We start from the raw sequence: 16,788 nt of genomic DNA, 5'->3' as shown, positions 1-16,788 counted from the left end.
GTCAGGGATCAAACGGCAACCGTTCGATTGCGAACCCCTCTTGCTCCAGCAGGTTCAGAACGCCGGTTTCGCCGGGCAGGTGTGCGGCCCCGGCGGCGACGAAGATGTCACCCGGCTGGTCCAGCAGCAGGTCCACCCAGGCGGTGTTGCGTTGGGTCAGCAGCAGGTCTTCGAACAGGGCGAAATCCTCTATTGCGGTCGGGCCGCCCTGTTCCAGCGACAGTTTGCGCGAGTATTCCCAGATCAGCGCGACCTCGCCTGCCAGATAGCGTTGCAGCAGGGTATGCTGCAGATCGTCGGCCTGATCGGCGAAGGCGAAGGACAGGCGCAGCATCTCGATCTGCTGGTCGCTGTCAAAGGCGTCGGTCAGGGTCATCACCGTGCGCCAGTCCTCAAGCGAGCGGTCGGGCACGTCCAGATCGGCGGCGGCCGTGGCCAGCGCCTCGTCGATGCCGGTGGCCTGCATCGCGCCGCTCTGGGCTTGGCAGGGGCCGATTCCCAGCATCATCGTGCCCCAGATCGGTTTCATCTTGGCGGCCATGAAGCCCGGAAAGCCGCGTGCCTCCATCTGGCGCTTGAACAACTGCCATTCATCTTCGGGCAGCAGGTCGGGCAGGGTGGGGCCGTCGGTGATGAACATGAGGTCGGGTTCGCTGGCGAAGGCGGTCTGCGCAAGGGCCTTGTCGGCAAGATTCATTTCGAAGAACGCGACATCTGCGGCGGCCAGATGGGGGCGCAGCGCCTCTAGATGCGCTTCGGTCAGGTCATGGCGGATGTGGTAGGTACCGAAGATGACCATGCGCGTTTCGCCCCGCGTGGCCTGCCACAGCAGCCCTTGGGGATAAGGCGTGCCCGCTACGGCGGCGTCCAGTGCGCTGCGCTCGTCGGCAGGCAGGTCGGCGATGAGGTCGCGGCCTTCGCATTGCGCCAAGGCCGGGCCGGTCAGCCCGATAAACATCAGAAAACCAATCAAAAACCGCATGGGCTGTCCTTTCGCTGCTGCACCTTAGCTAGGGGCGGGGCGGGTCCGGTTCAACTTGGCAGGAAATTTTTGCGCGGGCCTGCGCCGGGGCTGTTGACTTCAAAAACGCAATTGCCTAACTGTGCCTCGTTAGCACTCGGCATGACTGAGTGATAACGACCTCTCGGAGAGCGGGAGGTCATAAAGGAAACTTTGAGCCAAGGAGCCTCAGAGATGGCATTTACACCGCTTCATGACCGCGTGCTGGTTCGCCGCGTTGAAGGCGAAGAAAAAACCGCAGGCGGCCTGATCATTCCCGAGACGGCAAAAGAAAAGCCGGCGGAAGGCATTATCGTGGCCGTTGGCGCAGGCGCCAAGGACGACGACGGCGACCGCATCGCACTGGACGTCAAGGAAGGCGACAAGGTGCTGTTCGGCAAGTGGTCGGGCACCGAAGTCACCATCGACGGTCAGGAAATGCTGATCATGAAGGAAAGCGACATCATGGGAATCATCGCCTGAGCCATCGCGCCACAGGCTGACCCAAGACCCGCTTTTCCCGCAGAAACTCAAGTTCAGGAGAGACAAACATGTCTGCCAAGGACGTAAAATTTAGTACAGATGCCCGCAACCGCATGCTCAAGGGTGTGAACACCCTTGCCGATGCCGTGAAGGTCACGCTGGGCCCCAAGGGCCGCAATGTCGTGCTGGACAAGTCGTTCGGCTCGCCCCGCATCACCAAGGACGGTGTGTCGGTCGCCAAGGAAATCGAACTGGAAGACAAGTTCGAGAACATGGGCGCGCAAATGGTGAAAGAAGTCGCCAGCCGCACCAATGACGAGGCCGGCGACGGCACCACCACCGCGACGGTTCTGGCCCAGGCCATCGTCAAGGAAGGCATGAAGGCGGTTGCCGCCGGCATGAACCCGATGGATCTCAAGCGCGGCATCGATCTGGCCACCTCGAAGGTTGTCGAGCACATCCAGGCCGCCGCCCGCAAGGTCGAGAACTCGGAAGAAGTCGCACAGGTCGGCACGATCTCTGCCAACGGTGAGGCCGAAATCGGCCGTCAGATCGCTGATGCGATGCAGAAGGTCGGCAACGAGGGTGTCATCACCGTCGAAGAAAACAAAGGTCTGGAAACCGAGACCGACGTGGTCGAGGGGATGCAGTTCGACCGTGGCTACCTGTCGCCCTATTTCGTGACCAACCCCGACAAAATGGTCGCCGAGCTGGAAGACTGCCTGATCCTGCTGCACGAGAAGAAGCTGTCGAGCCTTCAGCCGATGGTGCCGCTGCTTGAGCAGGTGATCCAGAGCCAGAAGCCGCTGCTGATCATCGCGGAAGATGTCGAAGGCGAGGCACTGGCGACCCTGGTTGTCAACAAGCTGCGCGGCGGTCTGAAGATCGCAGCGGTCAAGGCCCCCGGCTTTGGCGATCGCCGCAAGGCGATGCTGCAGGATATCGCTATCCTGACCGGCGGTCAGGTGATCAGCGATGACCTGGGCATGAAGCTGGAAAGCGTCACCATGGACATGCTTGGCACTGCCAAGAAGGTCACGATCAACAAGGACGAGACCACCATCGTCGATGGCGCTGGCGAGAAGTCCGAGATCGAGTCCCGCGTGGCCCAGATCCGCACCCAGATCGAAGAGACCACCAGCGACTACGACAAGGAAAAGCTGCAGGAACGCGTGGCCAAGCTGGCCGGCGGTGTTGCCGTGATCCGCGTCGGTGGCATGACCGAAACCGAAGTGAAAGAGCGCAAGGATCGCGTCGATGACGCGCTGAACGCGACCCGCGCTGCGGTTCAGGAAGGCATCGTCGTCGGCGGTGGTGTGGCCCTGGTTCAGGCTGGCAAGAAACTGGCCGGTCTGGAAGGCGCCAACGCCGACCAGAGCCGCGGTATCGCCATCGTGCGCCTGGCGCTCGAAGCACCGCTGCGCCAGATAGCCGAGAACGCCGGTGTCGACGGGTCTGTCGTTGCAGGCAAGATCCGCGAAAGCGAAGACCTCAAGTTCGGCTACAACGCGCAGACCGAAGAATATGGCGACATGTTCAAGTTCGGCGTGATCGATCCGGCCAAGGTCGTGCGTCAGGCACTTCAGGACGCATCTTCGGTTGCGGGCCTGCTGATCACCACCGAGGCGATGATCGCCGACAAGCCGCAGAAAGAAGGCGCTGGCGGCGCCGGTGGCGGCATGCCCGACATGGGCGGCATGGGCGGCATGATGTAATCATCCGCAGCACTTTGCGCGACAATTCGGGCCGTTCCCTTTGGGGGGCGGCCCTTTTCGTTTGTGATTGCCTTTGGCGCAGGGCGACGCCACACAGGCGGGCATGCGACTGTTTTTGCTGATCTGCCTGACGATGCTGGCCTTTGCGGGCAACTCTGTCCTGAACCGTATGGCGGTGGCAGCGGGGGACGCCGGGCCGTCGTTATTCGCCGCTGTGCGGCTGGTGGCGGGGGCGGTGATGCTGCTGGTGCTGCTGTCCCTGCGGGACGGGCGGCGGTTGCGTCCAGTGCTGGCCCCCGGCGGGGCGACGGCGCTGGCGGTTTACGTGGTTGGGTTTTCGCTGGCCTATCGCTGGCTTGATGCCGGGATGGGCGCGCTGATCCTGTTCGGCATGGTGCAGGTCACGATGTTCGCAGGCGCGCTGATGCGGGCCGAGGTCGTGCCGCCCCGCCGTTATGCCGGTGCGGTGCTGGCGCTGGCCGGTCTGGCGGTGCTGGTCTGGCCGCAGGGGGGCAGCGCGCCGGATCTGACGGGTGCTGCGCTGATGCTGCTGGCGGGCGTGGGGTGGGGCGTCTATTCGTTGCGCGGGCGCAGCGTGACCGATCCGCTGGCCGATACGGCGTGGAATTTCGCGCTGGCAGTGCCGGCGGGGCTGCTGCTGTTTGCGCTGCTGCCCGATGGGATGACGACGCGCGGGGCGATTCTGGCCATCGTTTCGGGGGCGGTCACCTCGGGTCTGGGGTATGCGCTGTGGTACAGGGTGCTGCCGCAGATTGCCGCCAGCACTGCGGCGCTGGCGCAACTGACCGTGCCGGTGATCGCGCAGGCAGGCGGCGGCTTGCTGCTGGACGAGCCGTTGACGGCGCGGTTCGCGCTGGCCGCGGCGCTGGTTCTGGGCGGTGTGGCGCTGGGGGTGCTGCGGCGCGGTCAGATCACGATGGGTTCCAAAGGGTCGTAAAGCAGCCCCGCACCCCAGGCCACATCGGGCAGGCTGTCGGGTTTGAAGCGGATGCCCGCCATCTGTTCGCGGGTGAAAAATCGCCGCTGGGTCACGATGCCTTCGGGGTCCTGCCAATCGGGCGTGATGGTGCCGGTGGTGATGGTGCAACGAAAATACACGTCGACCTGGTGAAACGTGCCGCCGGGGTCGTGAAATTCGTTCACAAGGCAAGGTGTGTTCACGGCGACGGTCAGGCCGGTTTCCTCGAACACCTCGCGCGCAAGGTTGTCGGGCAGTGACGCCCCGCGGTCCACCCCGCCGCCCGGCGCGCACCACAGATCGGACCGGCCGCCGCCATAGGCATTGACCATCAGCAGGCGGTTTTCGTGCAGGATGATGGCGCGCACGGCAAGGCGGGGGCTGGTCAAGGGCGGATTCCTTTGATCGGGGCTTTTGCCGGGACCGGTTTAGCAGTATCCCGGCGCCATGAAACGCCTTGTGAAACGTCTGTGCCTTATCCTGTCCCTGCTAGCGCCAGCACCGACGCTGGCCGATTGCGTGGTCCTGCTGCACGGGCTGGCGCGGACGCAGGTGTCGTTCGCCGTGATGCAACAGGCGCTGGAGCGGCAAGGCTATCAGGTGGTCAATCCCGGGTATCCCTCGACCGAAGAGACGATTGCCAACCTTGCGGTCAACACCCTGCCAAAGGCGGTGGCCGCCTGTGGCGACGAGCGGGTGCATATCGTGACCCATTCGATGGGCGGTATCCTGACGCGTTATTGGCTGATGGCCAACCGACCCGAGCATCTGGGCCGGGTCGTGATGCTGGCGCCCCCCAACCATGGCTCGCAGATCGTGGACGAGCTGAGCGAGATGGCGGCCTTTGACCGGTTCGGCGGGCCTGCGGGGCATCAGTTGCGCAGTGATGACCAAGGGATGCCAGCGCAATTGCCGCGGGTGGATTTCGACCTTGGGGTGATTGCGGGGGACCGTTCGCTCAACCCGTTTTTCTCGGCCATGATCGACGGACCCGATGATGGCAAGGTGTCGGTCGACTCGACCATGGTGTCGGGGATGGCCGATCACATCGTGCTGCCGGTCACCCATACCTTCATGATGAACAGCCCGCTGGTGATCGCCGAAGTGCTGCATTTTCTGGAACACGGGGTGTTTGATCCGGAAATGACCATGGGCGAGGCTGTCGAGGCGATAGCCGAGCAGCCATGAGCGCGGGTGAGTTTACCCTGACCGGGGCGCAGGTGCTGCGCGACGGGGCGCTGGACGCCGGGCCGGTGGCTGTGTCCGGGGGCGTGATCGCGGATGCGCTGCTGGGGCGGCAGGTGGCGCTGCCGGGCTGCAAGGTGTTGCCCGGTATCATAGACATGCATGGCGACGGGTTTGAACGGCATCTGGCCCCGCGGCGCGGTGCGATGACCGATCTGGGCTTTGGTCTGGCCGGGGTCGAGGCGGAACTGGCCGCCAATGGCATCACCACTGCGATGCTGGCGCAGTTCTGGAGCTGGGAAGGCGGGCTGCGCGGGCGGGACTTTGCGCTGCGTTTCCTTGCGGCGCTGAAGGCATATCGCGGCACCGGCACCGACATGCGCGCGCAGTTGCGGTTCGAGACGCATCTGCTGGAGGATTACGCCGCTTTCGAGGACACGGTGGCACGGTTCGGCGTGCATCAGGTGGTGTTCAACGACCATCTGCCGCACGAGGCGCTGTCGCAGGACAAGCGCCCGCCGCGCCTGACCGGGCAGGCGCTGAAATCCGGGCGCAACCCCGAGGTCTATCTGGCGCTGATGCAGGGGTTGCATGCGCAGCGCGCGCAGGTGCCGCAGGCGGTGGCGGGTCTGGCCGCGCGGCTGGCGGCGCGGGGCGTGGTGCTGGGCAGCCACGATGACGGCGATGCCGCCACGCGCAACGTCTGGCGCGACCGGGGCGTGCGCCTGTCGGAATTTCCCGAAACGGTCGATGCGGCGCAAGAGGCACGGACGGGTGGCGACGGGATCGTGCTGGGCGCGCCCAACGTGATGCGCGGCGGCAGCCATGCGGGCAACGTGTCAGCCAGCGATCTTGTGGTCGCGGGGCTGTGTGATGCGCTGGCGTCCGATTACGTCTATGCCGCGCCCCTGGTGGCGGCGCAGCGGTTGGCGGGCCGGATCGGTTGGCCTGCCGCATGGGCGCTGGTGTCCGACGGGCCTGCGCGGTTGCTGGGGCTGGCCGACCGAGGGCGGATCGCCCCGGGGCTGCGCGCCGATCTGGTGGTGCTGGACGCGGCGGGCCGGGTGTGTCTGACCGTGGCTGGCGGCCGCGTGACCCATGCCAGCGGGGTCGGGGCGGCTGCGCTTTTGGCGGCGGAGTGAGTGTGCGCGGGCGTTGCGCGGGTGGTGCGTTTCGGGAGCGCGCCGCGCGGGAGTTTTTCCGGCAAGATGAAGGGACCGGGCGCGCGTGAACCTTGACCCGGGGTGAAGGGGGCTACTGCGCGACCCAGTCGATGACCTGATCCGGGGCGGCGCGTTCGGTGCGAAAGGCGTTGGCCGGGTGGTCGGGATCGGCATGGCCAAGGGCGATTGCGCAGAGGATCAGGCGGGTGTCGGGGATGGCCAGTTCGGCGCGCACGGTGGGGGCGTAGGCGGCGATGGCGGCCTGCGGGATCGTGGCCAGCCCCAGCGCCTTGGCGGCAAGGGTGAAGGCGGCGACGAAACCGCCGCTGTCCATCGCGCCATACGCCCCCAGATCGGCCTCGGACGTGATGATGGCGACGTGGGGCGCGCCGAAGAAGCGGTAGTTTTCCAGCATCTGCGCGGTGCGGGCGCCGCGATCGTCGCGCGCGATGCCAAGCGAGTCGTAGAGCTGGAAACCGCAGGTGCGGCGACGCTCCTGATAGACGCCGGTATAGCGCACGGGCCAGTCGAGATCGGGTCTGGGCGTGTCGGTGTCGACCGCGTGCAGCAGGGCGGCGGACAGCCGCGCGGTGGCGGCGGGATCGGTGATGGTCACCTGCCAGGGCTGGGCGTTGCACCAGCTTGGCACGCGCTGCGCGGTGGCCACGACCTGTGCGATGGTCGCATGATCCACCGGATCGGGGCGGAAGGCGCGGCAGGAGTGGCGTTCGGTCAACAGGGCCAGCAGGGTGTCGTGTTGATCGGTCATGTCCGTCCTTTCACAATGCGCCCTCGTTCAGCGCGATGAGGTAGCCCACGCCGCCGGCGACGATCAGGCCCAGCACCACGGCGATGGCGATTTTCCAGGCCGACCACGGGCGTTCGCCCTGCACCTTGCCGGTGCGGCCGTTGACCACAAAGCGATAGGTCTGGCCACGGTATTTGTAGGCGGCCAGCCAGACCGGCAGCAGGATATGCTTGAAGGTCACGTCGCTGACGTCGGTGGCGATGTCATGGATGCGCTGGCGATCGCCGCCAATGTCGAACCGCACGTCGCGTTCGATGATGCGGTTCATGATCTGGCGCGCCTCGGCGAACCCTTCCTGCACATCGACGGTATAGCCCTCGGCCCGGAAACCGGCGAGAAACTGCGGTTGATACGGTTCGAGCGCGGCCAGATCCCAGGGTTCAAGCGCGTCGGTAAAGCTTTTGGGCAGGCTGCGCGATCCCAGCACCAGCACATCGTCAAAAAACCGCGCGACGCGACCCGAAGCAGGCGACCAGCGGATCCGCATCTCGCGCTTGGCCTGCCGTTTGCCGTTCACGGTGACATGGCGGGTGACATAATAAACCGTGCCACGCTCGCCGCGATAGACGCTGCGGGTCTGGGCATCATAGGTCCAGTAGGGAACATAGATGCCATCCATCTTGCGGCCCTTGCGGGCATAGTCCTGCAAGCCATTGGGCGCGAACCACAGACGGCCCAGCCAGTCGGTCATCGCCTGTCGGGCGGCGCGCTCGTCCAGCGCAAAGGGCAGAACGCCGCGCGGCTTGATATGGCGATGGGTGCCGGTGTCGGCCACCACGGGCGTGGCGCAGAACGGGCATTCCCTGGCGTGGGTGGCCCCGGTGAATTCGACCTGTGCTGCGCAACTTGGGCAGGTGGTGACGCGGGTTTCCTCGATCTCCTGTGCGGGCAGCAGGTTGCGGATGGCCGTGTCGAAATCCAGCTCGCGGATGCCACCCTGCCACGGGCCGGGGTCGGCCACGGTTTCGGTATGGCCGCAGTGATCGCAGATCAGCTGCCCGGCGTCGGGGTTGAACCGCAGGTCCGACCCGCATTGATCGCAGGGAAAGCGGTGGTCTTCGAACACGGACGGGGGGGTGGAGGTGTCGGTCATGGGCCTAAAGGTATCGGTGCAGGGCGCGCGGGGTTATGATGCGCAAGGCGTTGTCGCGCAGGGCAGTGTGGCGCCACAGGTGATAGATGGCATGAAGCGAGGCTGCGGAAAAGAGCACCATCTGCGCCAGCGCGCCGGTGACGCCCGGTGTGGCATAGCCCAAAGCGTCCGCTGCAACCACAAGTGCGGTGCCCGCCATCAGCCAGTACATCGCGCGGTGCAGCCACGGGTGCGCCGCCCGGATGATCCCGGTCAGTTTCGGACCGGGCCGCGTCATCAGGCCGAACACCAGCCCGACCGCCGCAAAGCCAAGACAGGCCAGCACGAACCCCCACAAGAGCCATGCGAACCGTGCGCCATCCGACATCATCAGGATCAGCGCCAGCGTGACCAGCCAGTGCAGCAAGATCGTCCCGCGTCGCCGGGTGGCCCGCATCATGCACCCGGCGGGGGCGGCGGCGGCAGGATGGTGAAAAGCTGCGCCAGTTCCTGCACATCCTCGGCCCGCATCCAGCCGTCCTGACCGGGGGTCCACACAAAGGTTTCGCGGGTCATCTCGCCGGTGCTGGCCATTTTGCCCATGTCGGCCTTGGAAAACGGACCCCTGGTTTCGCCGCCGACGGCGATGTGCCAGACGTGTTCGACGGGCGGCGGCGGTGGCGCGGGCTGTGCTGCGGGTCTGGCGGCGGCAGGGGCGGCGCCCCAAGGCCCGGTCTGCGCCATCTGGTTGGCCATCGCCATGCCCATGCCCATGCCAAGCCCCGCGCCCATGCCGGCCCCGGCCTCGCCGCCATTGGCCATGGCTTCGGCTGCGGAATACTGCGTGAACTTGTTCAGATCGCCCACAAGACCCATGCTGGTGCGCTTGTCCAGAGCCTGCTCGACCGAAGGCGGCAGGCTGATGTTCTCGATGTAGAATTCGGGGATGGACAGGCCGTATTCGGCCACCTTGGCGGTGATCTCGGTTGCGACCAGCTTGCCCAGTTCGCGGGTGTTGGCGGCCATGTCCAGAACGGGAATCCCGCTGCCCGCTATTGTGCGTGAAAACTCGTGCACGATGATGTTGCGGATCTGATAGCTGATTTCATCCATGGTGAACTCGCCGTCGGTGCCCACGATCTCGGTCAGGAACCGCGCGGCATCCGTCACCCGTACCGCATAGGTGCCGAAGGCGCGCAACCGCACCGGGCCGAATTCGGGATCGCGGCACATGATCGGATTCTTGGTGCCCCATTTCAGATCGGTGAACCGCGTTGTGTTGACGAAATAGATTTCCGACTTGAACGGTGACTTGAACCCGTGATCCCAGTGCTGAAGGCTGGTCATGACCGGCATGTTGTTGGTTTCAAGCATATAAAGGCCCGGGGTGAACACGTCGGCCAGCTGCCCCTCGTGGATGAACACCGCCGACTGGCCTTCGCGCACGGTCAGCTTGGCACCATACTTGATCTCGTGGCCATGACGCTCGAACCGCCAGACCATGGTGTCGCGGGTGTCGTCGGTCCAGTGGATGACGTCAATGAACTGACCGCTGAGGAAATCGAAAATTGACATTGGTTAATCCTTTCCCTTCGCCCGCACTGTCGGGCTGGTTTTCTACGATGATCCGCCGGCCAGCTCGCGTGCAATCCTGGTAAAGATCGGGCGTGCCTGATCCAGCGTCATGCCGGGCGTCAGGCGCGGGTCATAGAGCATTTGCAGCAGCATTTCGTCATGGGTGGTCAGCAGCGCGAATTCGTCGTCATCGTTGAAGATCGACGGGCGCGCGCGCGGGCTGTCATTGGCCAGCCCCAGCCCCTGGGCCAGTTCCTCGTGCACGCAGGAGCGGCGCAGCAGGGGGGGATGCTCGGCACGCATGATGGCGATGGCCTTGCGATAGACGAAATCGTTCTCGACGTCGGAAAACGCGATCACCAGACAATGGATCGAGCGCGGGATGTCACGGATGATCCGCAGCGTCGCCGGGTTCATGTTGGGCACGATGGACTGTATCCGGGGCAGGGCGGCGACGCGGTCGTCCTCGCCCAGCACCATCACGTAGAAGTTGCCGTCGGCCCCGGTCGAGATCGGGTGGCCGGTGACCCGCGCCAGCCGGTCGGCGTAGCCATTGATCACCGCGCGGTCGGCGGTGCGCTGTTCGGGCGGCACGCTGGCACCGAACTCGATTGTCATGCGCACCGGATCTTCCCAGCGGCGCAGGTTGCCCGACACGTTGCGGGCCGGGGTCAGACCCCGACCGCGTTCGTATTCGTCATAAAACGCCAGCGTCTCGAAGTTGCGGATCAGCGTTTCGGCGTCAAAGGGCGTGTCGACCCTGCCGCCATCGGTGCGCAGCAGGCCCCGTGCCTGCAGATCGGCCTGCGCGCGCGCATAATAGGTGCTGAGCGCGGCGCTGGCGGAGGACGGCTCGGCGCGCGGCGGCACGGGTGCGGTGATCGCGGCGGGCGTCGGGCGCAGTTCGGGGCGCGCCGAGGTTGGCGGCGCCATCGTTGCATCGGTGCAGCCGACAAGGGCCATGGCCCCTGTCAGCGCGAAGATGGAAGCCGTCCGCCGCATGAGGTATCAGGCCTGCGGCACGGCGGTGCCGGCATTGTCGCCCACACCATCCTTGCGCGCCTTTGCGCTGGACAGGGTGTCGCGCAATTCCGCCTCCATCTTTTTCAGCTCTTCCTCGGCCTGGGCGCGGCGGGCCTTGCCCTCGTCGGCGATCTGAAGCGATTCCTGGATTGTGCCGATAAGGTCGGCGTTGGCCTGCTTGACGGCTTCGATGTCGAACACCCCGCGCTCCATCTCCTGACGGATCATGCGGTTGCTGTCGCGCAGGTTCTGGGCATTGGCGGTCAGCAACTCGTTGGTCAGGTCGTTGGCGTCGCGTACCGCCGATGCGGCCTCGGCGCTGCGCTGGATCGTGACGGCCTGTGCAAGCTGGGTCTCCCACAGGGGCACGGTGTTGACCAGCGTGCTGTTGATCTTGGTCACCAGCGACTTGTCGTTCTCCTGCACCAGCCGGATCGAGGGCAGCGACTGCATCGTCACCTGCCGCGTGAGTTTGAGGTCATGCACCCGGCGCTCCAGATCGTCGCGCGCGGCGCGCAGGTCGCGCAGCTCCTGCGCCTTCATCACCTGGTCGTTTTCCGGCGCGGCCTGAACCTCGGCCTCCTTGGCGGGAATGGTGGTGCCGTCCAGTTCGGCCAGCTTGGCCTCGCCGGCCGAGATGTACAGCGCCAGCTCGTCATAGAACGCCAGCGTCTTTTCATACAGCATGTCCAGCGACTTGATGTCTTTCAGCAGCACATGCTCGTGGCGCAGCAACTCGTCGGTGATCCGGTCGATCTGGCCCTGCACCTCTTCGAACTTGGCGGTGAACTTGGCAAAGGGGGCGGCGCGGCCCAGCAGCTTTTCCCACCAGCTGCGCTCGCGGCGCACATCCAGTTCCGAGACGGAAAAACCCCGGATCGTGGTGACGATCCCGCGCAGACTGTCGCCTGCGGGTCCCACATCCTTGTTGCGCACGCCCTGCAGCATGGACTGGCTGATTTCCTGCAGTTCCGCCTGCGCGGCCGAGCCGAAAGAGACGATCGAGTTGGTGTCGGCCATGTCGATCTCGTCCATGCGGCGGCGGATTTCGCTGCCGACCTGCGGATCGGCCTGCTCCAGCGACACGACCTCGTCGGCGCGGCCCGGTTCGGGCAGGACAACTGCGTTCACTTCTTCCACCAGCGGCAGCGCGTCCTGCGCCTTTTTCTGCGTTTCTGTCGACATGGTCGGTTTTCCCCTTACGGTAAAATTCGCGGTTACTCGGTCCGCACGCCTTCGCGCTGCAAACGGTCGCGCAGCACGTCGATTTCAATGGTCAGGTCGCTGTGATCGTCCAGCAGCAGACGCCGCGTCTTGGCGTTGAACTGTTCCTCCAGGTCGGTCAGCAGCATCAGGTAATCGGATTTCGCCTTTGCGCTCTTGTTGCGCACATAGATGTCCGCAAACTTGACCGAGGCATCGCGTGCCCCCATCAGGTAGACGCCCATGAACCTGCGCGCGGCGGTCAGGTCGCGCGGATCATCCTCGACCGTGCGCAGCATCTCGCGCACGACGGCCTGAAACCGGGTCAGCCGGTCCAGCACGCCGCGATCGCCCGCGCGCCGGATGGCGTCGGTCATGGCGGCCAGGTATGCCTCGGCCTCGTCCACGGCGCGGGCCACACGCTCGGTCTGGAACTGGTCGATGCCCTCCATCCCCTTGTCCGCCAGCGGATCAAGCCCGAAGGACAGGCTGTGCAGCACGGTGCCCAGAACGGTGAAGATCGCCGCCTCAAGCGGGCCGAAGCCCGCAAACCCCGCCACGCCCAGGCCAAGCCCGGTCAGGACCGAGCCGAAGATCTTGCGCGGCACACCGGGGCGGCGGGCGACCTTGCGGGCGTCATATGCCTCGTGCGCCAGAACGCCCTCGCGGGTCATCCATGCGGCGAGCATCAGCAGCCCCAGCGCCACCAGATACTGCGCCATCTGCACGGGATCAGAGGTGAAAGCCTGCCAGATCAGCGGCAGCGGGAACACGAACAGCAGATTGACCCGCGCGCCCGCACGGCTGGCCTTGGCCCCGTGATAAGGGCCGGGGGTGGCCGGATCGTTGCCGTTCTCGCCACCGGGGCTGTACTTGCCGCCGTACCGCTGTGCCATGCCTAACCTCCCCCTGCGAGGGCGACATAGAGCATCAATGTGACAAGCAGAACATAGGACAGTTTCTGCAATCCGGTCCCCGACATGCGCCCCCCTTGGAAAAAGCTCATGCAAAAGCTAGGGGATCGACGGCCTGCTTGCTAGGGGGAAGATGGCAGCGGGACCATTACCGGCGGGTTTTGCCGCCCTTGGGGGCTGGGCGGGGGTCTTTGGCGACAGTCCCTGCGCCGCCGCCCGGAGATTTGCCGCGCGGCCCTGTGCCAGGGCGCTTGTCTGCAGGGCCGCCGGTTTTGCCGCGCGGCGGCGCGCCGGCACCGGCATTGCGAGGGCCGGGGGTCTTGCCGCCCGCACCTTTGCCCGCGGGGCCGGGCCCACCGGCCCGCACAGCGCCTTGCGTCGGCTTGGCCGGGCCGCGCGCAGGGCGGCGCACGGTCTTGCCTGCGGGTTTTTCCGCCGGATCATCGCCCATCTCGGCAGAGGTCAGGCCAAGCTGATCGCGCAGGATCTTGCGCCGGACCTCTTCGACCGCGCCGCGCGCCAGGTTGCCCAACTGAAACGGCCCGTATGAGACGCGAATCAGGCGGTTGACGTTCAGCCCGACCTCTTCCATTGCGCGGCGGATTTCGCGGTTCTTGCCCTCGCGGATACCGATGGTCAGCCAGGCGTTTGCGCCTTGCTGGCGGTCCAGCGTGACCTCCATCGGCTGAAACCGCTCGCCATCGGCCACGATGCCCTTTCGCAGTGGCTCCAGCATCGCCTCGTCCACCCGGCCGTTGACGCGGACCCGGTAGCGGCGCAGCCAGCCGGTGCTGGGCAGTTCCAGCTTGCGCTTGACCCCGCCATCGTTGGTCAGCAACAGCAACCCTTCCGAATTCAGGTCAAGCCGCCCCACGCTCATCACCCGTGGCAATTCGGGGGGCAGGGCATCGAAAATGGTCTCGCGCCCCTGTTCGTCGCTGTTGGTGCTGACCAGCCCGGTGGGCTTGTGATACAGCCAGACGCGCGGCGGCTCGGGGGCGGCCAGCGGTTTGCCGTCCACAACGACGCGGTCGCGTGGCGTGACATTCAGCGCCGGGCTGTCGATGGTCTTGCCATTCACGCTGACGCGGCCGACCTCGATCAGGCGCTCGGCCTCGCGGCGGCTGGCGACGCCCGCGCGGGCAATGACCTTGGCGATGCGATCGCCCTGTTTGGGTGTGTCTGTCATGGCCGGTATATGCCGCAATCCGCGGACTTGCGAAAGCGTGGATTGCAGGGCATCTGCACGGGATGGAGTTTGTCAGCCATATGCAGGCGGCGCTGGATCAGGCGCGCGCCGCCGGGGATCGCGGCGAGGTGCCGGTGGGCGCGGTCGTCGTGGCCCCGGATGGCCGCGTGGTGGCACAGGCGGGCAACCGCACACGCGAATTGCACGACCCCACCGCCCATGCCGAGGTTCTGGCGATCCGCGCCGCCTGTGCCGCGCTGGGTCAGGAACGGCTGCCGGGCCATGATCTGTATGTCACGCTGGAGCCTTGCCCGATGTGCGCGGCGGCGATTTCATTTGCCCGGATCGGGCGGCTGTATTTTGGCGCGGGCGATCCCAAATCGGGTGGCGTGACCCATGGCGCGCGGGTGTTTTCGCATCCGCAATGCCATCATGCCCCCGAGGTCTATGACGGCATCTCAGGGGCCGAGGCCGAGGCGCTGCTGAAAGCGTTCTTCGCGCAGAGGCGCTGAACATTCTTGCATTCGCATGCGATGATGGGTTTCATCGCGCGGTCAAGGGAGGATACCAACATGACATTCAAGACCCGCGCCACGGCGCTTGCCGCCGTTCTGAGCCTGTCGGCAACCCTGGCCTTTGCAGAACCATCCGCGAAGGTGGCGATCCATGTGGACGAGGACAACGTCCAGACCATGAACATGGCGCTGAACAACGCCGCAAACATCGCCAAGCACTACGAGGGGTTGGGACAGGAGGTGGTGATCGAGATCGTCACCTATGGTCCCGGCGTGCATATGCTGCGTCAGGACACCTCGCCGGTGAAAGACCGCATTTCGATCATGTCGCTGGAAATGGACAACATCACCTTCTCGGTCTGCCTGAACACGGTGCAGGCGATGCAGCAGAAGATGCAGACCGATGTGCCGCTGGTGTCAGAGGCGGTCGAGGTGCCGTCGGGTGCGGTGCGGCTGATGGAGCTTCAATACGATGGCTACGCGTATCTGCGGCCCTGACCGGGGGCGGGGTGGCCCCGGATCGGTGTCCGGGGCCCCATAAACGAGTGTGTGATCGGGTTATTGCAGATCGGAGAATGCCGCCTGCAACCGTTCCACCGCCTCGACCACCAGCGCGCGGGGCGTTGCGAGGTTGAAGCGCAGGAAATTCTTGCCACCCGAACCGAATGTCGTGCCGTGGTTGACGGCGATGCGCGCCTGTTTCTCGACGCGGGCGGTAAACTCCTCGCGCGACATGCCGGTGCCCGAGAAATCGACCCAGGCCAGATACGTTGCCTCAAGCGGCATGGATGTCAGCCCCGGTATGGCGTTCACGCCCGCATCCCAGAGTTTCCGGTTGCCATCCAGATAGTCCATCAGCGCATCGACCCATGCAGCACCTTCGGGGGAATACGCGGCCTCGGCCATGAACAGCCCGAACGAGTTGGGCGACAGGCCCAGCCCCATCATGCGGTCGGCGAATTTCTGGCGCAGGACCGGATCGGGGATGATAACGTTGCCCGCATGGCTGCCCGCAATGTTGAAGGTCTTGGTGGTGGCGGTCATCATCACCAGCCGGTCGGCGACGCCGTCGATCAGGGCCATCGGCGTATGGCTCTGGCCGGGATAGACCAGATCGTGATGGATCTCGTCTGACACAAGGATCAGGTCGTGACGGCGGCAGAAATCGGCCACGCCCTCCAGTTCCGCCCTGGTCCAGACGCGGCCGCCGGGGTTGTGCGGCGAGCACAGGATGAACATCCGCGCCGAGCCGTCCATCTGCGCATCCCAGGCGTCGAAATCCATCTCATAGAGACCGTCAGTGTTGGTCAGGTCGCATTCGATCACCCGGCGGTTGTTGGCTTTGATGACCTTGGCAAATGCGTGGTAGACTGGTGTGGTAAGCACCACGCCATCGCCGGGCTGCGTGAAGGTGTCCACGCACATCGCCGTGCCGTTGACCAGACCGTGGGTGGTAAAGATCGCCGCCGGATCGACCGTCCAACCGTGGCGCGTGTCCATCCACCAGCAGATCGCCGCGCGATAGGCCGCGTCGTCGCCGTAGTAACCATAGACGCCATGATCGCGCATCTTCTGCACCGCGTTCTGGATGCAATCGGGGGCAGCGAAATCCATGTCGGCCACCCACATGGGGATGCCCTCATCGGCGGGCACGCCATAGATCTGCTCCATCATGTCCCATTTCACCGAATGTGTGCCGATGCGGTCAATTCGCTGGTCGAAATTCATGCCTGTCTCCTGGTACGCGATTGGGGCTAGAGTAGCCACAGGCGCGCTGGACGGGTAGGGCGGCTGCAGCTTCGGGGAATTATTCTGATTAATTTGCAGGAATTGGAGGTATGTTCTGAAGTAATTTTCCAATATAGGAAAATTTTCCGAATTTTCATGAAAATTCGGGAAAGTTTGCTGGGTTCGTGCCGCATGCTGCGGAAAGCCGTGAAACAATGGCCCATTGCACGCCCATG

General features: G+C 65.0%; 18 protein-coding genes. 7 read left to right on the top strand and 11 right to left on the bottom strand.

The genetic code is table 11. The features are described from left to right. Position 1 precedes the first annotated feature (1 nt). On the bottom strand, positions 2 to 982 hold the full coding sequence (locus tag ACFTOW_RS01580) for a TraB/GumN family protein (RefSeq protein WP_379912399.1): 981 nt from the start codon (positions 980 to 982) through the stop codon (positions 2 to 4). A 213-nt stretch (positions 983 to 1,195) separates the two neighbouring features. Between ACFTOW_RS01580 and ACFTOW_RS01575 the strand changes: the two genes are divergently transcribed. From ACFTOW_RS01575 to ACFTOW_RS01565, 3 genes are all read left to right on the top strand, one after another. Further along, positions 1,196 to 1,483 (top strand): co-chaperone GroES, encoded by a 288-nt coding sequence (locus tag ACFTOW_RS01575; RefSeq protein WP_379912397.1) that lies wholly within the window; start codon positions 1,196 to 1,198, stop codon positions 1,481 to 1,483. 68 nt (positions 1,484 to 1,551) lie between these two features. Then, positions 1,552 to 3,198, top strand: coding sequence for a chaperonin GroEL (groL, locus tag ACFTOW_RS01570; RefSeq protein ID WP_379912395.1), 1,647 nt, complete (start codon positions 1,552 to 1,554; stop codon positions 3,196 to 3,198). 103 nt (positions 3,199 to 3,301) lie between these two features. Then, positions 3,302 to 4,156 (top strand): DMT family transporter, encoded by an 855-nt coding sequence (locus ACFTOW_RS01565; protein WP_379912393.1) that lies wholly within the window; start codon positions 3,302 to 3,304, stop codon positions 4,154 to 4,156. Here the strand turns inward: ACFTOW_RS01565 and ACFTOW_RS01560 are convergent. Next, the gene (locus tag ACFTOW_RS01560) at positions 4,126 to 4,566 is read right to left on the bottom strand and encodes an NUDIX domain-containing protein (RefSeq protein ID WP_379912391.1); all 441 of its coding nucleotides are present in this window, start codon (positions 4,564 to 4,566) and stop codon (positions 4,126 to 4,128) included. The genes ACFTOW_RS01565 and ACFTOW_RS01560 overlap by 31 nt on opposite strands. A 58-nt stretch (positions 4,567 to 4,624) precedes the next feature. Between ACFTOW_RS01560 and ACFTOW_RS01555 the strand changes: the two genes are divergently transcribed. Together ACFTOW_RS01555 and ACFTOW_RS01550 are read left to right on the top strand one after the other, a co-directional pair. Continuing rightward, positions 4,625 to 5,365 carry an alpha/beta hydrolase gene (locus tag ACFTOW_RS01555; protein WP_379912389.1) on the top strand — a complete coding sequence of 247 codons (741 nt, stop codon included), beginning with the start codon at positions 4,625 to 4,627 and terminating at the stop codon, positions 5,363 to 5,365. Continuing rightward, on the top strand, positions 5,362 to 6,504 hold the full coding sequence (locus ACFTOW_RS01550) for an alpha-D-ribose 1-methylphosphonate 5-triphosphate diphosphatase (protein ID WP_379912387.1): 1,143 nt from the start codon (positions 5,362 to 5,364) through the stop codon (positions 6,502 to 6,504). Before ACFTOW_RS01555 ends, ACFTOW_RS01550 begins: the two co-directional genes overlap by 4 nt. 112 nt (positions 6,505 to 6,616) lie before the next feature. On the opposite strand, the gene ACFTOW_RS01545 is transcribed toward ACFTOW_RS01550, so the two are convergent. The 8 genes from ACFTOW_RS01545 to ACFTOW_RS01510 form a co-directional block, all read right to left on the bottom strand. Then, on the bottom strand, positions 6,617 to 7,294 hold the full coding sequence (locus tag ACFTOW_RS01545; protein WP_379912385.1) for a nitroreductase: 678 nt from the start codon (positions 7,292 to 7,294) through the stop codon (positions 6,617 to 6,619). Between the two features lie 10 nt (positions 7,295 to 7,304). Then, positions 7,305 to 8,426, bottom strand: coding sequence for a TFIIB-type zinc finger domain-containing protein (locus tag ACFTOW_RS01540; protein ID WP_379912383.1), 1,122 nt, complete (start codon positions 8,424 to 8,426; stop codon positions 7,305 to 7,307). Positions 8,427 to 8,430: 4 nt separating this feature from the next. Then, positions 8,431 to 8,865 (bottom strand): hypothetical protein, encoded by a 435-nt coding sequence (locus ACFTOW_RS01535; protein WP_379912381.1) that lies wholly within the window; start codon positions 8,863 to 8,865, stop codon positions 8,431 to 8,433. Next, positions 8,862 to 9,980, bottom strand: a complete 1,119-nt coding sequence (locus tag ACFTOW_RS01530) for an SPFH domain-containing protein (protein WP_379912379.1) — start codon at positions 9,978 to 9,980, stop codon at positions 8,862 to 8,864. The genes ACFTOW_RS01535 and ACFTOW_RS01530 overlap by 4 nt, the downstream gene beginning before the upstream one ends. Positions 9,981 to 10,022: 42 nt before the next feature. After that, a complete protein-coding gene (locus ACFTOW_RS01525; protein ID WP_379912377.1) occupies positions 10,023 to 10,982 on the bottom strand; it encodes a DUF2927 domain-containing protein in 960 nt (319 codons plus the stop codon). 6 nt (positions 10,983 to 10,988) lie between these two features. Continuing rightward, positions 10,989 to 12,188 (bottom strand): toxic anion resistance protein, encoded by a 1,200-nt coding sequence (locus ACFTOW_RS01520; RefSeq protein WP_379912375.1) that lies wholly within the window; start codon positions 12,186 to 12,188, stop codon positions 10,989 to 10,991. 32 nt (positions 12,189 to 12,220) lie between these two features. After that, on the bottom strand, positions 12,221 to 13,102 hold the full coding sequence (locus ACFTOW_RS01515; RefSeq protein WP_379912373.1) for a 5-bromo-4-chloroindolyl phosphate hydrolysis family protein: 882 nt from the start codon (positions 13,100 to 13,102) through the stop codon (positions 12,221 to 12,223). Between the two features lie 166 nt (positions 13,103 to 13,268). After that, positions 13,269 to 14,309, bottom strand: coding sequence for a pseudouridine synthase (locus ACFTOW_RS01510; RefSeq protein ID WP_379912371.1), 1,041 nt, complete (start codon positions 14,307 to 14,309; stop codon positions 13,269 to 13,271). Between the two features lie 62 nt (positions 14,310 to 14,371). On the opposite strand from ACFTOW_RS01510, the gene ACFTOW_RS01505 reads away from it, so the two are divergent. Continuing rightward, on the top strand, positions 14,372 to 14,821 hold the full coding sequence (locus ACFTOW_RS01505) for a nucleoside deaminase (protein WP_379912369.1): 450 nt from the start codon (positions 14,372 to 14,374) through the stop codon (positions 14,819 to 14,821). Between the two features lie 60 nt (positions 14,822 to 14,881). Further along, positions 14,882 to 15,322 (top strand): DsrE family protein, encoded by a 441-nt coding sequence (locus tag ACFTOW_RS01500; protein WP_379912367.1) that lies wholly within the window; start codon positions 14,882 to 14,884, stop codon positions 15,320 to 15,322. Between the two features lie 60 nt (positions 15,323 to 15,382). Here the strand turns inward: ACFTOW_RS01500 and ACFTOW_RS01495 are convergent, their stop codons facing one another. Further along, complete coding sequence (locus ACFTOW_RS01495) at positions 15,383 to 16,552, bottom strand: MalY/PatB family protein (RefSeq protein ID WP_379912365.1); 1,170 nt, start codon at positions 16,550 to 16,552, stop codon at positions 15,383 to 15,385. Positions 16,553 to 16,788 lie beyond the last annotated feature (236 nt).

Source organism: Lacimonas salitolerans, assembly GCF_042677865.1.
Taxonomy (GTDB): domain Bacteria; phylum Pseudomonadota; class Alphaproteobacteria; order Rhodobacterales; family Rhodobacteraceae; genus Lutimaribacter; species Lutimaribacter salitolerans.
Note: the sequence above shows the minus strand (reverse complement) of the source record. Positions and strands in the feature narration are given on the sequence as shown.